10 protein-coding genes are annotated in these 18,211 nt (G+C 53.6%); 4 read left to right on the plus strand and 6 right to left on the minus strand.

The genetic code is table 11. From position 1 onward, the window contains the following. The first annotated feature begins 50 nt into the window (after positions 1-50). Positions 51-821, plus strand: a complete 771-nt coding sequence (locus ABD852_RS01995; protein ID WP_345026328.1) for a hypothetical protein — start codon at positions 51-53, stop codon at positions 819-821. Positions 822-846: 25 nt separating this feature from the next. On the opposite strand, the gene ABD852_RS02000 is transcribed toward ABD852_RS01995, so the two are convergent. The 5 genes from ABD852_RS02000 to ABD852_RS02020 all read right to left on the minus strand — a co-directional run bounded on the left by ABD852_RS02000 (position 847) and on the right by ABD852_RS02020 (position 12,658). Continuing rightward, positions 847-2,514, minus strand: coding sequence for a hypothetical protein (locus ABD852_RS02000; protein ID WP_345026329.1), 1,668 nt, complete (start codon positions 2,512-2,514; stop codon positions 847-849). A gap of 42 nt (positions 2,515-2,556) precedes the next feature. Then, positions 2,557-4,593, minus strand: a complete 2,037-nt coding sequence (locus ABD852_RS02005) for a fibronectin type III domain-containing protein (protein WP_345026330.1) — start codon at positions 4,591-4,593, stop codon at positions 2,557-2,559. Between the two features lies 1 nt (position 4,594). Then, positions 4,595-10,426, minus strand: a complete 5,832-nt coding sequence (locus tag ABD852_RS02010) for a carboxypeptidase regulatory-like domain-containing protein (RefSeq protein ID WP_345026331.1) — start codon at positions 10,424-10,426, stop codon at positions 4,595-4,597. A 4-nt stretch (positions 10,427-10,430) separates the two neighbouring features. Further along, positions 10,431-12,116 (minus strand): hypothetical protein, encoded by a 1,686-nt coding sequence (locus ABD852_RS02015; RefSeq protein ID WP_345026332.1) that lies wholly within the window; start codon positions 12,114-12,116, stop codon positions 10,431-10,433. A 218-nt stretch (positions 12,117-12,334) separates the two neighbouring features. Next, positions 12,335-12,658 (minus strand): hypothetical protein, encoded by a 324-nt coding sequence (locus ABD852_RS02020; protein ID WP_345026333.1) that lies wholly within the window; start codon positions 12,656-12,658, stop codon positions 12,335-12,337. 166 nt (positions 12,659-12,824) lie between these two features. Here ABD852_RS02020 and ABD852_RS02025 point away from each other — a divergent pair, with 166 nt between their 5' ends. Both ABD852_RS02025 and ABD852_RS02030 read left to right on the plus strand, forming a co-directional pair. Further along, a complete protein-coding gene (locus tag ABD852_RS02025; RefSeq protein WP_345026334.1) occupies positions 12,825-15,839 on the plus strand; it encodes a sensor histidine kinase in 3,015 nt (1,004 codons plus the stop codon). Continuing rightward, entirely contained in the window at positions 15,836-16,474 is a 639-nt protein-coding gene (locus tag ABD852_RS02030) for a response regulator (RefSeq protein WP_345026335.1), read from the plus strand. The genes ABD852_RS02025 and ABD852_RS02030 overlap by 4 nt, the downstream gene beginning before the upstream one ends. A 42-nt stretch (positions 16,475-16,516) precedes the next feature. Here ABD852_RS02030 and bla read toward each other — a convergent pair whose 3' ends face one another. Beyond that, positions 16,517-17,260 carry a subclass B1 metallo-beta-lactamase gene (bla, locus tag ABD852_RS02035; RefSeq protein WP_345026336.1) on the minus strand — a complete coding sequence of 248 codons (744 nt, stop codon included), beginning with the start codon at positions 17,258-17,260 and terminating at the stop codon, positions 16,517-16,519. Positions 17,261-17,511: 251 nt separating this feature from the next. Here bla and ABD852_RS02040 point away from each other — a divergent pair, with 251 nt between their 5' ends. Then, positions 17,512-18,108, plus strand: coding sequence for an RNA polymerase sigma factor (locus tag ABD852_RS02040; RefSeq protein WP_345026337.1), 597 nt, complete (start codon positions 17,512-17,514; stop codon positions 18,106-18,108). The last annotated feature ends 103 nt before the right edge of the window (positions 18,109-18,211 follow it).

The raw sequence follows: 18,211 nt of genomic DNA on the forward strand, positions 1-18,211 counted from the left end.
GGATCAACACCGCAGGGAAACTGATTTCTCTTACTACTAAATGAATACAGATGAAACCAACACTTGTTGCAATAATAGCTTTATGGGGAGTATTGTCCTGTACCGGCGGCGGGAAAAGTAAAGGGGGTAGCGGGGAAAATATTGATCATGCAGTTAGCAGTAAATCAAAAAATAACGATGAGAAAGAGGGAAATAGTTGCCTGTTGGCTTATCAGCACAAGTACGACCAACTGCTTTCAGAAAGTGAAGTACTTTCCGTGACCGGATTTTCCGGCGAGGTGCTGGAGACGGAATACAGCAACGTTCTCAAGAACCCGGAAACGCATGAGTTTTTGTATAAATTCAAGAACGGGCGGATGGGCAAGATTCGCGGCATCCGGCAGGAAATAGAGCTGCCCGATGTGGTCGTGGTCGGATCGATTCAACCAATGTCGCTAAATACCTTCAACCAAAGTTACAGGGTCATCACAGATGCGGAAAAAGCGGCTGCGAAAGAGGCGCTCAGCGAAGCCGCCGCAGGGAGTTCGGGGAATGCTGATGCTGAAAAAGCTTTGAAAAGGGCAAAAGAACAAAATATAAGCAAAGAACAAATCAGGAAAACGGGAAACGCGCTTACCGACGCATTTCAGGAAATATCAAGGGGCTACAGGACCGTTGAAGATCTCGGCGATGCGGCGACGTGGAATGTAGAAACAGGTCAGCTCATTGTTTTGAAAAATGGCGTAAAATTCGAGGTAAGAGCCGATGTAAGCAATGACATGCAAAAAAATAAACGGGTAGCCACCGAATTGGCCGGTCGCATTCTCGACCGGTGTAAGTAGGCGGGCAATAAAGACCTGTCATCCATCAGTTTACACAAGACCCCACAATGATCGAACGGATCTCTCCGAACGCCTGGTTGCCCGCGTTGTCGATCACATACGCCCGGAAGTACAGGTTGGACCCGCACTGGCGGTAAGAGATTTGATTCGAAAAAGTAAAAGGTGTGGTGCGAAGGAAAGTCGTGCTTCCGCTTACCTCCTTTGCCGTCTGCGCATTGAAGGCGGTTCCGCCAATGCTGTACTGGAACCCGTACCGTTGTATCGGGTAAGTACCCATCTTGGTCACTTCACCGCTCAGTTTTACCGGCCAGCCCGAGCCCGAGACCGACGTAATTGTGGCGTGTGTCGTTACGGTGGCTTTTACGACGCTCGCGGTACGGAACGACCTCGCGGCGCCATAATATACGATTCCGTTGGATATTACATAGGCGCGGTAATAGTAGGTTGTATTGGGGGAAAGGTTGCCAGCTGTGAATTTATAGGTATAAGGAAAGGTGTTGGTACCACCTTGCGAGGCCTTGGCACTATTATCAACGGCCGGGTTGGTTTGAGTGCTGCTCCAGACCATGCCGATCTCTGAAATCGCGTAAGAGCCCCCTGAATTGACACTCCCGTTTAATACGGCAGAGGTTTGCGTCAGGTTGGCGGCATCATTGGTGACCACTACCGGCAGGCTCGCGCCCGTAGCGAAGGTTTTGTCGGCGCCATAGGAAGTGACGCCGTTTGCAATCACATAGGCACGGTAGTGGTAAGTGGTGTTGGGGGAAAGATTGCGGGCCTCCACCGTAAACCCGGAAGGGAATTCGGTTACATTGCCGGAGAGTGATGCCTTCGCCTGGTCGGTGGTCGGGTTCTGGCCCGTTCCCCATACTACGCCTCTTTCGGAGATAGCGTGGGAGCCGCCCCCGGTAACCGTTCCCGAGAGCCGGGCCGAATTGTTGCCTACCTCTGAAGCGCCGTCGGTACGGATACCCGGCTGAACCACTTCTGATGTTTTGAAGCTCAGGTCAGCCCCGTAGGTGGTCACCCCGTTGGAAATGACATAGGCCCGGAAATGATAGGTAGAGTTGGCGGTCAAGCCCGCTGCATTCGCCGAGAAAGCAAACGGTACGTTGGCTACGTCTCCTTTCACCGCATATTTGGAAAGTGAAGCGGTAGTCGGATCGGATGCGCCGCCCCATACAATTCCATATTCGGACACGGGGTAGGTTCCCTTGGCCGTAATGCTCGCTTTCAGGCGGGCAGAACTGACCGTTACCGCTTCGTAACCTTCGGTCTTTACACCCGGCTGCGTTACGTTGGATGTTTTGAATTTTACCGCCTCGCTGAATACAGGACCCGACTGCAGTTGCGCATAGGCCCAAACGTAATACTCCGCAGCCGTTTTGAGGCCGGTCAGCGACCCGTTTATGGTGATTGGCGTTGGGGTAGCCCTGTCAATGGCGCCTTTTTTGATGCTGGTATTGTCAATTGCCGGGTTCTCGCCCGACTGGGAAAATACAAATCCGTGGTCCAGGATCTCCTGGTTGCCGGCCTTGGTAATGGCAGAAGTGAGGTTGGCCGTATTCACGCCCACGCCGGTCACGCTCACCACGGAAAGCGTAGGCGGCTCGGGGTCGACCTTTTCAAGGCAGGATGTGTAGCAAATGGCCGGCAGCAGCACTGCCAAAGCCTTCCGGATCATACTTTTCATTGTATTGCCCTTTTATGAATTCAGGCGCTTTTTACCGCCTGGTCAGTCCTTTCGTGCACTTTTTTCAATTCCCAACGGGCTTTTTGCTCCTTTACCGCTGATTTGCATCGCAAAGTAGTAGCGCTGCCCGGGTTTCACGCCGGTATTGACATATACCTCCCGTCCGGGTGGGATTTCGGCCAGCAAGGTGTATTCTTTCTTATTGTCCGGCCGGACGAACAGCAGGTACTTGTCTACCCCGGGTACGAGCACATCGCTCCAGGTAATTTCGATACCCTTGCTGGTGGGCCTGGCATAAATTTCGGGCGCCCTAAGGGTGATCGGTGCGGCGTTTACCTTTTTTGCACCCGATGCAGCTCCTTCAATGCCATACAGATCGGTGGCGGTGACGGCATAGACGAAGGTCGCGCCGGCAGCCGCTTCCTTGTCGGCAAATACTACGCCTTGTACGAGCCCTTCATGCAATTTCCGGAAACCCTCCCGGGTCAGGTCCGATGGCAAGAGCTCGCCTTCCAATGGTTTTGAGCTGATCGTTACCTGTTTACGGTACACGGAATATCCCCGGATATATGCGTCGTAGGAGGCCATGTCTTTCCACCGCAGGGTTATTTTTCCAGGTTCGGTATACGCTTCCACATCATAGGGCGTCTTGGGCGGGATAGCTCTGCCGGGCTGTCCGAACACCACCGCCGAAAGTTCGCTCGTGCGGTTTTCGAAGTTCAGGGTTTTTACGCCGTACTTGTAAACGATCCTGCTGTTCCGGACGGTGGTATCGGTGAAAACCGAGTCAGTAAGCAGGTTGGATACCAGCTCGAAATGATCGTTGCCTTGCAGGGTCCGGAAAACCTGGTATCCGCTTACTTCAGGTGAGATCACGCGTTTCCAGGAAATAACGGGATGTCCTTCCCGGTCGTAGTTCAGCTTCAACGCCTCCGGGGCTTCAATAGGCCGCTTCCTGACCGGCATACGGTGGGAGACGTAGGCGGATGGCTGAGAAAGGTCGCGTCGGATACTTAACATCCGGAAACGGTAGTGGTACAACACGTCGGGCAGTACCTGCACGTCTGTGTACGAGGTCGATGCGGCGGGAATGGTGTCGAGCACGACAAAACCTTCGGCGGGCTGCCTGCTCCGTTCGATTACGATCCCACTGAAAAAGGAAAGGGCCGTCAATGCTTTCCAGGACAGGTAGATCCCGCCTGCGGTGTCTTTCACCGAAGCGATAGGAATCTGGGCCAGGCTTTTGAAGTTACGTGAAATAAGCGACACGGTGTCGGATACCGGGCCCGGCAGGTGCACGAGGGTTTGTGGCTCCAGGAACAGGCCATAAGAGAGACCAGGCTTTACCTCCTGCTGCCAGGTGAAAGTAAGGTCATCATCCTTTTCTCCCCTGTTAGCAAAGGCATAGCCTGCTTTTTGAAAAGGTGCATTGGCTTTCTCCCGGACCCACACCTGTCCGAGGAGGGCATCGGGGGAGGTGGATTGTTTCAGCTTCCAGCTTACGATCACAGCCGAATCGCCCTCGCTGATATAGTCGAGCACGGGTTTGCCGATGGCCGGAGGTGTGCCAAGTATCAGGTTGCCGGTAAGGGTTTGGTTCCCCTTCCCGTCGGCGGTGATAAATTCGGCGCGATAGCGGACATTCCTGACGGGCAGCTTTTTCACTTCTTCATCCTTGTACACCGCGCCCATCGCCACACCGAAATCCGGGTTGAGCACAATCAGCCCGTAATCAGACAGGTTGGGCGTTTTCCGGACATACTCCCAGGCCTCCAGCTCGCTTTTCAGCCCTTTCAGCTCCTGTATGTTCCTGAGCACGCCTTCTCCGGCAATGCGTTTGAAATCCGCAACCGTTTCGGCTGCCACAACTTTTCCCAACGGTTTGAACAGGGGATCGTCGCCCGTTGCCCGCGACAGGTTGACGCCGACCACCGACTGCAGGGGCGTCCCGACCGACAACCGGCGGTCGGCAAGAAACACATAGACCGCCTCTTTGCCTTCGCGTATTACCACCTGTGCATATCCCTGCCCGAAAAGCAGCGTCAGGCACCCCAGCCACACGATTTTTAGCAGTTTCATCTTATTCGAAAAGTCTAAGTTTTACGTCGAAGCCCCCGTTTGATTGGTAGGAGACATCGGCGGCAGCACCCGCGCAGACCTTAAATCCGCAGGGAATAGGACATACTTCACAGCCTACCAGGCAGGCGTTGAAGCACCCGCCCCAGGTAATAAAGTTGCAGCCTCCGTCACACCCGATGTGGCCCCTCACATGCCCGGAAAGGCTGCCGCGGAGCCCCCATGCGTTACTGTTGTAATATCCTTCCAGCGCACCTGCAAAACCAATATCGGCATGCGCGATATCGCCCACCTTGAATACGGTTACTTTTCCGCCTGCATTCCATGAAGACGCAATCTTCAGCCCGAAAGCATTGGATTTCAGGTTGGCATATACTTCGCTCATTCCCGTATTTTTGTACCAGACAGTGGCGCGTGCCAGTCCCAGGAAGTTGATCGACGGGGAGCCGATGTCGATATTCGAGTACGCTCCGAAATAACCGCCGTACAGCCTGCCGTTGGTCAGCACGAAATCCGGGACGCCCGCAAGTGAGGCGTGCGTACTTTTGGGAACATTCCACCCGGCTGCAATCGTAACGCCGGTATCGAAAATACCCAGGATGTTCGTTCTCGAGTAACCGGCTACAAACCAATAGTTGTTGCCGGCCCCCGTGAAAAGCTCCAGGTGGACACCCGATCTGCTTTCTACGTTGACCCCTTTCATGAGGCTGAAGCCGGCCCCGAATTCACCGTCAATAAAAAACTGTTTGCGGTTAAAATCCAGTTTCATCGTGGCCGAGCCGATGGCCCAGGAATTCATGACCCTGACCGTAGCTCCGCCTTCAAAAATAGGTCCGCCGGGCGCAGACGTTACTTTGACCGCTACGGGGTCGAGCGCCACCACCCCGTAAGGATCCGGTGCTACCGTGATGCGCCCGCCGGCATTGATGCTATAAATGTTGGCTGAAAAGTCAAAGTCGAAGCCGCCGGTCAGTTTGTCCAGTTTGACGAGACCTATCGGAATAACGACATTGGCAAGGAACTGCGCACCCACCCGGGGCCCGGCGCTCTTTTTCTCATACCAGAACTCCAGTCCGACGCCCGGTATGCCGGCAAGTTTGAGCCCGCCTTTTCCCCTGAACTCGGTCTCATTGAATTTTACTTTGGCTTCCAGCGCGATGGCGGACGCCAGATCGAAGTAAATTCCGAGCTCGTCCATGCGCGGCGCCTGCCCTTTGCGAAAGTACATAGTGCCTTCTGCTCCCGCTCCGAACATGGGAATATTCAGCCTGAATTTTCCGCCAACCGTAATCTGTGAGACATTTGAGGCAAAACCGAACTTGGTGATCCCCAGCTTTGCCATCCCGGCGAAATCCACTTCAATGTCGGTTTCCGCCACCACCGAGAAGTCGCCGTTGGTTGCGACGCTGAAATGATCGAGCTTGATCCGCTGGTTGATCCATTTCGGCAGATCGATGGTACCTGCCCCGATAAACCGGTAATGGGTGGACCCGGCTATTTTCTGGATCGTGAAGTCCTTGCCCGGGTTGGTCTTGAAACGGACCTGCCCGAAAATATCGATGCCGGCCGACGGCAGCAGGAACGTGCCGCCGGTCAGTGATTCTCCGTTTATCCCTAGCTCTTTTACCGCAATTTTCGCCGTTTCGGAGGAAGGTACCGGCACATCCAGGTCGCCGCTCAGCTTCAAGCCGTACTGGTTGATGGCGACGCGGTTCAGCTTAAGCTTCCAGGTAACCAGGGTGAGCACGGGCGCCGGGTTGAGGCTGATACCCGCGTCCTTTATTTCACCGCGTTTGCTGATGACCAGCCTGTCCAGCTTCAGTTCCTGGTTGTTCAGAAGCGGAACGCCCTCTATTTTGATTTTCCCCTTCAGGTTGATCCCGTCCTTATCGACATTGCAGCCGGCCAGGTCCGGTATAAGTTTGATATCATAAAGGCTCCAGCCTTCCGTTGCACCCGACAGTCCGAACGAAGTAAGCGACAGGGAACCAGTGCTGGAAATCGGCGCTATGGTATTGCCGGCATTGCCCGTTTTAATCTTAACAGGCGTCGACGGCAGCGTAATCCCGGATAGCGATGCAAAAGTGGCGCCTATATCGAGGTCAGCTTCGCCAGTGATCTCACCCTCCGTCCGATTGCCGGGCGAAGCCGGCCGCACCCTGATTCCCGTGCTGTTTTTTAGCCGTACAGCCAGGTAGCCGAAGGCCTTCAGCCTGATTTCGGAGACATCGGTAACCAGCTCCCCGCCTTTGGGGTAGATGGTGTTCCCGTCTTTTACGATGATTTTATCGGAGAAACGTAGCGTGAGCGCACCATTGCCCGCGTTTTTGAAGACCGGGTTGTCAGGAAGGTCTTTCAACTCCCCGGAAATAATGAATTCATTGGGGCCCGGCCCTGGTTTCGACCGGTGCAGCACCATTTTGAAACCAAGCAGGCTGGAAGCATTAAACCCGGGATCGGTAAGGTTAAAATCAAGGGTATAGGATTCTTTCGCATCGAATTGCCGGCTTTTCTGATCGGCCAGCATCCCTTCTTTGCTGGCAATCAGCGTATATTCTCCTACCGGTATGCCCGAAAGCGTGTACCGGCCCTGGTCGTCGGCCAGCGTGAAAATGTGCTCAAGACCTTCTACCGCGACGGTCGCGCCGGCTACCGGGTTGCCGTTTTGTTTCACCTGCCCCGCTGCCTTTGCCCCGGCTTTGAGCGTCACTTCTACGGTAAGGGTATCTTTTGAAACTTCCATCAGGATCTCGGCTTTGCGTGTCGCGTAAAAAGACCCTTCCGGTCCGCTTACGATCAACGCCGCGTTGCCGCCAGGCACATCTCCGACCACTGCGGTTCCGGATGTGTTGGTCAGCGAAACAGCGGTACCTCCTTCGGTCGAGACTTTCGCGTTGGCGACCGGCTGCCCGGTAGCATCATCTTTTACGATCGCCTTTACATAAAACCTGCTCATCACAACGACATGCCCGGAAGAGATCGACTCCGTGCCTAAACCGTCGGAAAACACGTTGTAATAATTTAATGCGGCGGTTGTCGTGACCAACTGCGACGCCGCGAGGTTCGAACTGAGTACCGGGGCTTTCCCCTCGGGCGCCTGTTCCGGCTTTTTCGCAGACTGTTTGGGTACGACCGCCTGCCCGGCGTACTGGCCGGTCCCGGTAAACTGTGCCCGGGCGCTAGCTACTGATTGTGCCCATTGCCCGGTCAGAAGGTTGCCGGCTGCAGACGGTTTATAGGAGCCCTTCTGCTTGGATTCCACTTTCAGGTCTACCTCGTACTCGGTGTCCCTGAAGCCGGGTTTCCGGGCAATAAGCGTATGTTTTCCTTCAGTCTGGCTTCCGGTGAAATTACCTTCTTCATCGCTGTAAAACGCCTTTCCGCCATTCTTCCAATTGAGCGTTGCATCGGGAAGCGGCTCGCCGTTAACGTCTACCACCTTACCGACTACCGTGACGAGCTCTGCGTTGACGAACAGCGGATCGATTACCTCTTTTAACCCGCGCTGCGAGAGGTACAGATCTTTGTCGTGTTTGGTTTCTTTGCCTTTGTACTGGACGACCACCTCGGCCGCTTCGGGACTGGTAGGAATGTTTTCCACCTTAAAGCGCCCGAGACTATCCGCGGTTGCTGATCTGGCCGAAAGATCGACCATCATAACAAACGTGCCATCCGCGCGTTGTGTGGTTTGCCCGGACTTGCTGCCCTTTTTGCGTACGGTGACGATAGCGCCTGCCGCTGGTATTTCCCCGTTCCGGGTAAGTACCCGGCCCTCCACCACCGGCAGGGCGATGTCGGCTACGTAACTTTTTTCGAGGAAAACCACATTGCCCGATTCGGAAAGGTCCTCCATGCCGAAGTCAATGAGGCTCACATTACGAACCGTCTTCCGGATCCCTTCGCCTTCGATAACCACGGAATAGGAGTCCGAAAAACTCCGGCTGTAAAACATCCTCGGCCAGAATGACCCTGATTTGCCCACCGCGACTACTTCGGCGGGCTGGCCGCTCAGACTGTCTTTCATCACTTCGTGCACCAGGTTGCCGTTGGTGGAGACACTGTTGTAGAACCCGGCGGTTCGTTCCAGCCTTACAGTGGCCAGGTCGAGCTCTGAACCCTCTTCGTTGACCACTTTGACGCGCATCCTGAAGGTTTTGGCCAGCCCCGTCAGTTCTCCGACGTCGTAAGTGCCGTTTTCTCCTTTTACCAGCGGGATATCATAAGCCGCGAATTCAAAGTAAGGATTCTCGATTTTAAGGAAAGCTTCGTATCCCGGCGGCACCTCGTCGGTATAGGTGATTGAAAACTCGCCCGCGGCATTGGTCATGGCCTGACCGGCAAGAAGATCTCCTTCCACGCCGTTGCTGCCGGGTGCCGCGCTCTGTCCGCCCACTTTTTTCTGAAGATAGAGGCTTATTTTTGTGTCGGCCAGCGGGTACCGTTTCTCATCGGCCAGCGATAGTATCCTGGCCTGGTGGCGCTGCCTCCGCATCATTTCACTTATAAAGCTGCTTTCGACTACGGCGTTTGAAAGCAGTTCGACATGCGTATTTCCTCCGCCGAAAGCATAAAGATTACCGGTTGAAAGCGCAGGAGCGGCGGTTTTGTTACTACCTGAAGCCGGCGCGCTGTTTCCTGTTTTTGTGAGCCGGTCCAGCATCCCCGGTGACGCTTCCATTACCGCGAAATCCCTGGGCTGGGCAAAATCGCCGAGCGTGCGGGAACCGGATCCGGGAACTTCCTCGCGGGTGGGTGGGGGCGCCGCCACATACCCGGTTTCCGATTTCCGGAAGGCCCACACAAGTTTTCCTTTAAAGGTATTGAGAACCAGGTTCCGGATCTCCAGGTCCCGTACAAACGTTACCTTGGACAACACAACCGGAGCAGCCGGTTTTTCCTTTTCGCTGTTCTTTTTTACGATGGGTGGCGGGGCTGCCGGCGCTATGGGTGCTGGTGAAAAATCCTTGAACAGAAAGGCCCTTACTTCGCTGCGGCCGTTGTTCCGGTACGAGGTTTTCCCGGCAGGATCTACCACCGTAACCGCCCATGCATACCGCCGCCCGGGTACCAGTGCATGGTCCGACGGTCCATAGATATAGTTCGTGCCCATCACCTCCTGGTCGAATACGGGCGACCGTGAAGATTCATACACTACGTTCGGATCAATATGACGCCCGTCTCCTTCAAACATTTCCAGTATACGCAGTCGATAGCGGGTATCCGGAGCGGCGCCGGCCGGCTGATTCCAGGAAAAAATGATGTTTTGAGGCTGGAAAGCCCTGACCTCGGCATGCTGGAAAGGTTGTATGAGCATCGGGGGTTCGGCATCCTGCATATAGGCCGTAGCGCAGCCGGAGGGGTTTTCGGCGGACAACGGAAATTGTGTGCGGCCGGGTGTATGGTCGTAGGCGCGGATACAGACCGAGTAGAGGCCTTCCGGCACCCGGTCCGAATTCCGGATCTGCCTTTGGTCGGTACCGATGTAGACCAGCCGGTTCGGGTCATAGATTTCCATAATTTCCGCCGGGAAGAGTTGTCTCGTTTCCATGGGCGCGAGTACCACCGGCGTGGCCGGAACATAATCGGGATTGGTGTAAATCCGGACCCCATTGTTCTCCCCCCTGACTTCGGCACGTATATAAATCCGCTGCTCGCGGTTGGCCAGGTTTTGTATGGTCACGATCATTTTGCCCGGCCCTGAAGGCGAAGGCCGGTAATCGGTGAGGCTGGTGGAGTAGGGAGGGATCAGGTTGAGCGTCAGCCTGACGGAATTGCCCTGTGCCCAGGTGCTCAGTGCCATGCACATAACTCCGATAAACAACACCAGGTTTCTCATCACGTCAGAAGTTAAAGGTGTAGGCCAGTTCGCCCGTAAGCTCCGAATACCGAACCGGATCCGCGTCGTCCCTTTCAATACGATTGTCCATAGAGTTGATTCTCAAAGAAAAGCGGTGCCCCTTGGCCGGCATGTAGGCCACATTCCCGCCCAGGTTCATGATTCTCCCGCGCCCTTTTATCGGTTTGGTGAGCACATAACTGTTGTTGCTGCTCACCATCAGCTTGTTCTTCAGGAAAGTTTTAGAAAAACCCAGCATACCGCTGAAGTTGGTGAAATTACCCACGGCCAGCTCGTTGGTGGTATAATTCAACCCTGACATGAGGGTCATTCCCAGCTTGTTCCAGGTCAGGTTATGGTTCAGGAAAGCCACCTGCGACCGGATGTTGCCGGCCCGCAGGGTATCCTTGTTCAGGTCCCTGAGGCTGCTGAGGTTATAGGACAGAAGCACCACCTGGGTGGTGGTTTTTCCGGGCATCACCAGGCGGGGCGTGACCGAGATATTGCTGTTGGTCTGGGCCAGCAGGTACTTGTTTTCGATCAGGGTTACGGTCGGCTCGGCATTTGAAGTGTAATTGGTATAATTCGCATCCACGCCAAGCTTGTCCGTAATTTCCCAGGAAAGGCTGGCCAGGCCGATAATGCGGCGGGTGGTTGCGGCTTTGAGTTTTTTCAGGTTATCTTCCTGGATACCGATACTGCCTGTAAACCGCAGTTTGCCCTTCAGGGCGTTGAACGAAGGGTTGAGGGTAATATTCCGGAGGTCGTCCTGGAAATAGTAGGCGCCCATTGATTTAAAGCCGGGGTCTGCGTACTTGTACATGATCTTCAGCGAGAAGTATTTACTGGTGTAGCCCACTCCGCCGCTGTAGGCCAGGTAGTATTCGCTGGTACCATTGACTTTGAAAAGGCTGATCATTCCGCTTAGAAGCTTCCGGGAAGAATCGGTTTCCATGACCAGGTCCGACCGGCTGTCGCGGGTGTAAATGCTGACGCCGCCGTCGCCGAATACCTGGAAGTTTTTCAGGAATCCGAATTTGAATCCCACCCCCAGCACCGAGTTGGCGGCCGGCCTTACTGTTACCGAATCGGGGTTTCCCTTAAAGTTTTTTTCGTGGTCTTTTGCCTGGAGGAAGCTGACGTCCACATGACTGGTTTCTGAACCGTAGCCTACCTTCACGGCGGTCCCGAAGCGTGAAAAGCTATAAGGCCTGAGGGCGCCGGTAGTGGTATCTACGGTCGTGGCCCTGTTCAGCCTGCCGGTCATGAGGCCCACCCTGAATTTTCCGGGCCGCAGTTCTACACCACCGCCCAGCAAAGTGTGTCCGGCAAGGGTATACGGCGAGAAGGTGATGTTTCGGTATCCGCCGTGTACCGTAATCCATTTGTAGGTCGGGCTAAGGCCGAACTGGTTGAAAGGCTGAGCGAACGAACGTTCCTGCTCGCTGAAAGTAAACGACACCGGGATGCTGATACCGTACACGGAGATGGTCGGGCTGCCCGAAATCACCCATGAAAAGGGGCTTCTCCGGGCAGCGATGCCTTCCGACCGGTAGGCAATGGTGCGGATATCAAGTGCTCCGCTGATGGCAAAAGGCTTTTGCCTGCCGACATTGGCGATGTCCTGTGCCTGGGTTTGAAGGGCACAAAACAGGAAACCGGGCAAAAGCAAATGCAAATGAGCTTTCATACCATTTCGCTTTTCTGTCGGCTTTTTCAGCGCGTTAATTTCGGGTTAGGGAACAATCTTGCCGCTGTCTCTTGTCAGCACCGGCAAAACTACGTGCGCCCCCGGCCGGATTCAATACCAAAAAAGGTGTAATTTCTTTTGCGGAAGGCCGAAAATAGCCTGCTGTCGCATTTTTGACAGATTTTCGGGGAAGATGAGCGAGACATATTTACCGTTATTTAGTAAACGGTAATAATAGCCTTGAATTCCATTGAAGCACGTTTGGTGCTTTGATTTAAATAAACAACGCTTAGGTTTTGACCTGGTTGAGTATCAGACATCCGGCGGATTGTGTTAAAGGGGTTCGACGGGCTCACCCGCCTACCGGATGGCAGCCTCCGGTAGGCAGCCTTCGACGAGCTCAGGCGCCATCTGGCAGGTTCCATCCGGTAGGCAGCCTTCGACGAGCTCAGGCACCATCCGGCAGGAACCTGCCGGACGGCGCCTGAGCCCGTCGAAGGCTGATCTTTGGATACCGATTCAATAGAAGCCATGCGTTCCATTATCAGCCATCTGTAACTTTGTTGTACAGAATTCACGAATAAGGAGTTTGTTCGTGAATTCGCGGCCCGGCCCCCTCCGGCTAAACGGATTTTTTCTCAGATAACCGTAGGCTTTATTTAAGATTATCAGGATACTTTTGCAGTTATTGAGTAAACAGCCATTGCTATGAGGTTATACCTGCTCGCATTCTGGTCCGGTCTGCTGCTGTTTGCTTCAGCGGTGTCCGGCGTTTATGCCCAGGTTTTGCCTCCGGCGGTGCATTTCCGCCACCTGGACTACCGGAACGGGCTTTCCGATCCAAACATCATTCTCCTGACCGGCGATACTACCGGTTTTCTGTGGATCGGCACTCTGAACGGCCTGAACCGGTTTGACGGCACCACCTGTACTACTTTCCAGGACAAAACCATTGACAGCCTCAACCTGGAAGGAAACATGATAATGGGGTTCCTGGAAGCAGGCAACGGGAATGTATGGGTGGGTACGCAGCGGGGGCTTTCCTTACATAATACCCTCTATGGTTCTTTCAAACGCCTGGTATTCCCATCGGTAAACAACGGGAATTACTATTACGCATACCCGTTTCACGTAGATGACCGGGGCAGGCTTTGGGCCAATATGGCCGGCGGAATCTACGTATATGACGGCGGGGAGCCTCGCCTGTTAAGCAACCATACGAACGGGCGGTCGGTGGTGGGTCAGCGCCCCGGAGAAAAGGTAAAATGGATGGTTACCAATGCTTCCGGCGGTGGCATCTTCGTCCATTCACTGGAGGGCCTCGAAATTGTCCGGACCCGTGAATATTTCAGGAAAGCGCCCGCGCTGCATGTAGATGGCGTAACGATTGTCTCTGATTCTCTAATCTGGATTGCCGCCGACCGAGGGCTTATCGGGCTCAATCCCCATACCGGCGCCAGCGAAATACACCATTTCGAGGCGGGTGTTACCTGTATTTATCCTTATAAAAACCTGCTTTTTGTAGGGACTAACGGGGATGGTCTGAAGCTGTTTGATCCTACGAAAAAGAAAATTGTTGCGCATTATAGCCATCAGAACGAAAATCCCGGCAGCCTCGCCGGCGATCATATCACAAAACTATTTATCGACCGGCACGACAACCTTTTCGTTTCCATACACGGAAAGGGAGTGGATTATGCTCCTGTTAAACCCATGATTTTTATGCCTGTGCCGGACAACGAAACGGCGGCAAAGCAGGGGATCACGAATGCGATAAACGCAGTCTATCAAAGTCCGGACGGGCAGGTATGGTGCGGCACTGATGCCTCCGGCGTGGTGGTGCTTGATGCGGCACTTAAAAAAATCTGCGCCCGTTACCTGCCCGGCGAAGGCATCAGCCGGATCTTCCGTTTCGGAAACGACGAGCTTCTGATCCAGTCGAAAACCCCCGAGTTCTTCCTGTATTCTTTCCGCACCGGGAAACTTCGGAAGGTAAAGATCGATCCGGTCTTTTCGGAGCTGAATCATGCCACGACGGATCCGGTAAATGGTAAACTGATGATCGGCACCACACAGGGGCCGGCCTATCTGGAGAAAAAGGGAGACCAGGCACTTCACGTCAATTTCCTGAAGGAGCTGACCGGTTCTCTGGAATGGTCCAATGTGAGCAACCTGTCTTTTATCGGTAAAGACGAGCTGCTGCTGCAGACTTTTTATACCAACCTCTACCTGGTACGGCGTGTTGGTCAAGGTTTCAAAATTGTAAAGGAACTGGCGCGGACCCCCTACAATATCAACCGGGTGGCCACGATCGGAAACACCGTGTACCTGGGGACTACTTCCGGTCTGTACACGTTTGATCCGGTCAGCGGGAGGCTCGGTGAGAAACCCTTGCTAACGGCCCATTGTACCGATCTCAACCGGGATGGCAGCGGCAGGCTCTGGATCAATTCCAACAATGGCCTGTACAGTTACCGGCCGGATACTGGACACTTCGATCACTACAGCGAGTCGGACGGACTTCAGCAACCGGTTTTCCCCAAAGGAACCCTGGTGCAGCTTCTTGACGGCCGGATGATGACAGGCGGCAGCAACGGTCTCAACAGTTTTGACCCGTCTGCGGTAAATGTCCGCGGAGCGCCGGTAAAAGCATTGATTACCGACATCGCCATTAATGACGAACCCTATTACAAGTTTGCCGCAGTCGGATTAAAAAAACTGGATCTGAAACATACTTCCAACACCCTGACTTTCCATATTACGCCACTGGATTTTGACAACGCGCCGCACCGGAAAGTTACCTACCAGATGATCGGTTATGACAATGAGCCAATTGAAACCACCGGTGCTACGGAGGTCCGTTACGCCCGCATGCCGCCGGGTAACTACCGGTTCCAGGTGTTTGCGCATAGCAGTTTGTTACCGACGGTGCTGGAAATCAACATCAAAACACCTTTCTGGAAACGGACCGATTTCCGGTTCCTGTTGGCGCTCGCGGGTATCGCACTGGCCCTACTGGCAACATTTGTTTTCGGGCGCTGGATCAGGAACCGCCAATTGGAAAAACTGCGGATCATGATCAGTTCCCAGGAAGAGGAGCGAAAGCGCATTGCCATTGATCTGCACGACGACCTGGGTGGCCGCTTGTCGTCGCTGAAGCTATACATCCAGGCGACTGCCAAGGGGATGTCGGAGCAGTACCTGGAGACCTACCGGGATACCACCCGCCTGCTGGATGAAACCATTTCGGAACTCCGGAACATTCTGTTCAACCTGAGCCCTAAAACCCTGGATGAAAATGGTCTTGAAGCCGCTATCCGGGAATTGTCATGGAACATAGAACGCATCACCACCGTCAGGATAGAAACCAGTATCGACACCCAGGGAATCCATATCCCGCGGTCGATCCAGTATTCGGTGTACCGGATTTGCCAGGAGCTGATCAACAATACCCTGAAACATTCCGGCGCGGACCGGATTTATATTTCGCTGGTGAACCGGGAGGATGGCCTGGTATTCCTCTATGAAGACAACGGGAAGGGTTTTGAATACGATTTTGTCAAAAAAGGGTACGGCCTTACCAATATACAGACACATGCGCAGGCAATTTTCAGCAGCGTTATTATCGACAGCAGTATAGGGAAAGGTGCTGCGGTCACACTGACTGTTCCGCGGGATGTGGTGGAAGCCGCGCCCGGGAAGCGAGATGCAAACCGGATATGAAAAAGATAATAATTGCCGACGACCATACGATGTTCATCAAAGGCATGTTGCTGCTGTTGTCGGACAGGGAGCAATATGAGGTAATTGCGGTGGCCCGCAACGGACAGGAAGTGCTGGATCTCCTGGCGGGGCATACGGCGGATATTCTCTTGCTGGATGTCAATATGCCGGTAATGAACGGGTACCAGGCCACACTGAAAGTCAGGTCACTTTACCCGAAAGTGAAAATTGTGGTATTGTCGATGCTGGCTGACGAATCGAGTATTGTCAAAATGCTGGAGGCGGGGGCAGATGGCTACCTGGTAAAAAACGCAGATGAAGAAGAGCTTTATGAGGCGCTGGCGACTGTGTTGAACAACCAGGTGTACATCGCCCGGGCCATACGCGATAAAGTCAGCCAGGCACCCGTCAAGAGCGGCAGCGCGGCGGAAAGCGTGCAGCTATCGAGCCGCGAACTGGACATTTCCCGGCTGATTATAGACGGGCTCACCAACAGCGAAATTGCCGACCGGCTTTATCTGAGCGTCAGAACCGTTGAAACTCATCGCAAAAACATCCTGGCCAAGCTGAATCTTAAAAATACCGCTTCCCTGGTGAAATACCTGATGGACAACAAACCGTTTCTCGATTTGTGATGCCACTGTTGTGCTTCCGGTACTTTTTTTAGGGGGCGAAGGTCATTCCCCGCTGAACAAACCGATCGTGTAATCGAGAAGGGATTTGTCGCCGGTTTTACCGTGACCGGGTATGACAACTTTTACATCCGGGTATGCGGCTTTTACTTTCCTGACGGTTTCAGCCCAGGCTTTGACATTGGCGTCGGCCAGGTTACCCTTGCCGGCATTCAGCTCTTTGATGAGGCAGCCGCCGAAGAGGACTTTCTCATCCGGGTAATATCCGACTACATTGTCTCTGGTATGTCCCTCGCCAAAAAAACGGACTTCCACTTTTTTGTCGCCGACACCCAGCGCCAGCGCTTCTCTGAAACCTTTGTCCGGGACCGGGAAGCCTGCCGCTTTTGTCAGCTTTATCGTCCCGAAACTCGCGTGAGAAGGAATGCTGTGTTTTCTGAACTCTCTTAGTCCGCCTACGCAGTCTTCATGGAAATGCGTAGCTACTACCGCCTTTATAATGCGGGGCACGTCGCTGCTGATCCAGGCAATCAGCTCGGCGGAGGTCGGGTCATCGGCCGGCGTGTCGAATACAACGGCTTCTTTCCCGGCCGTTATTACCATACCGTTACAGGGAACTTTTCCAAAGGTCCGGGTATTCAAAAAAGACGTATGCTCATAAACATTTTCGGCAAGCCTGGTTATGACAAGCGTCTCCGTCCGGTATGCCACCTCCGGCTTGTCGCCTCCGGCGTAAGCTTTAAGCCCAAGTATGATTACCAGGAAGCAAGTTTTTGCGAGTAGTCTCATTGAACGAAAGTTGGAATGGCTGGTAAAAAAATGCTTTATGAATTATGACGCCAAAGCTTTTCGCCGGTTAGATCGGACTGAGTATTGGTGTCTGACGCAAATGTCCAAAAAAAGTGGTAATACCCGTTGCGCTGGCACCGGGGAGTTCCTCAGGCGGAATGTTCAAAATGAACAATTTTTAGTATTTACATGAAGAAATAGAGGCTTGGTTGGTATATTTGCCCGTTCGCTTTAAATATTTATTGGTAACCATGATATCGTATGCCCGTCTGCACGATGAGAAAGTGTTGCTTCTGAAAGTAGCAGGGGGCGACGAAAGGGCATTCCGGGCCTTGTTCGAGCAGTACCACGGAATGTTGGCTACGCATATTATGCGCATCACCCGGTCGCCTGAGCTCACGGAGGAAATTGTGCAGGATGTGTTTCTGAAGATATGGATGAGCCGCGAGACTTTGTCCCAGATCCATGATCTGCGGGCCTACCTTTACATTGTCTCGAAGAACCAGGCCCTGAACAGCCTCAAAAAAGTTGCAAGAGACCGCGTAACCTTTACCGACGATGGCTGGAACCTCGTAGAAAAATCTTTTATTTCCTCCGAACCCGAAGACCCGGGGCCCTACGGGCTGATCGATGAAGCAATCAACCGCCTTCCGCCACAACAGCAGAAAGTGTACCTTTTAAGCCGGCACGAACGAAAAAAATACACCGAGATAGCAGACCAGATGGGCCTGTCCAGGGAGACCGTAAAAAAGTACCTGCAATTGGCCACCGAGTCTATCAGCACCTACGTCCTCGATAAGGCATCTGCCAGTATATCATTAATTCTTTCCTTGCTTTTCTCCGCATAGGGCGGAAAAATCTGCAATGGTAGTTTGATGTTAAATTATTGATTTTTAGTTGTTTGTAGTAAGGCTTTGCCCCCGGTATCTCTAAGGGAAGCATTTTTTTAGA

Source organism: Ravibacter arvi (genome assembly GCF_039540405.1).
GTDB classification, from domain to species: domain Bacteria; phylum Bacteroidota; class Bacteroidia; order Cytophagales; family Spirosomataceae; genus Ravibacter; species Ravibacter arvi.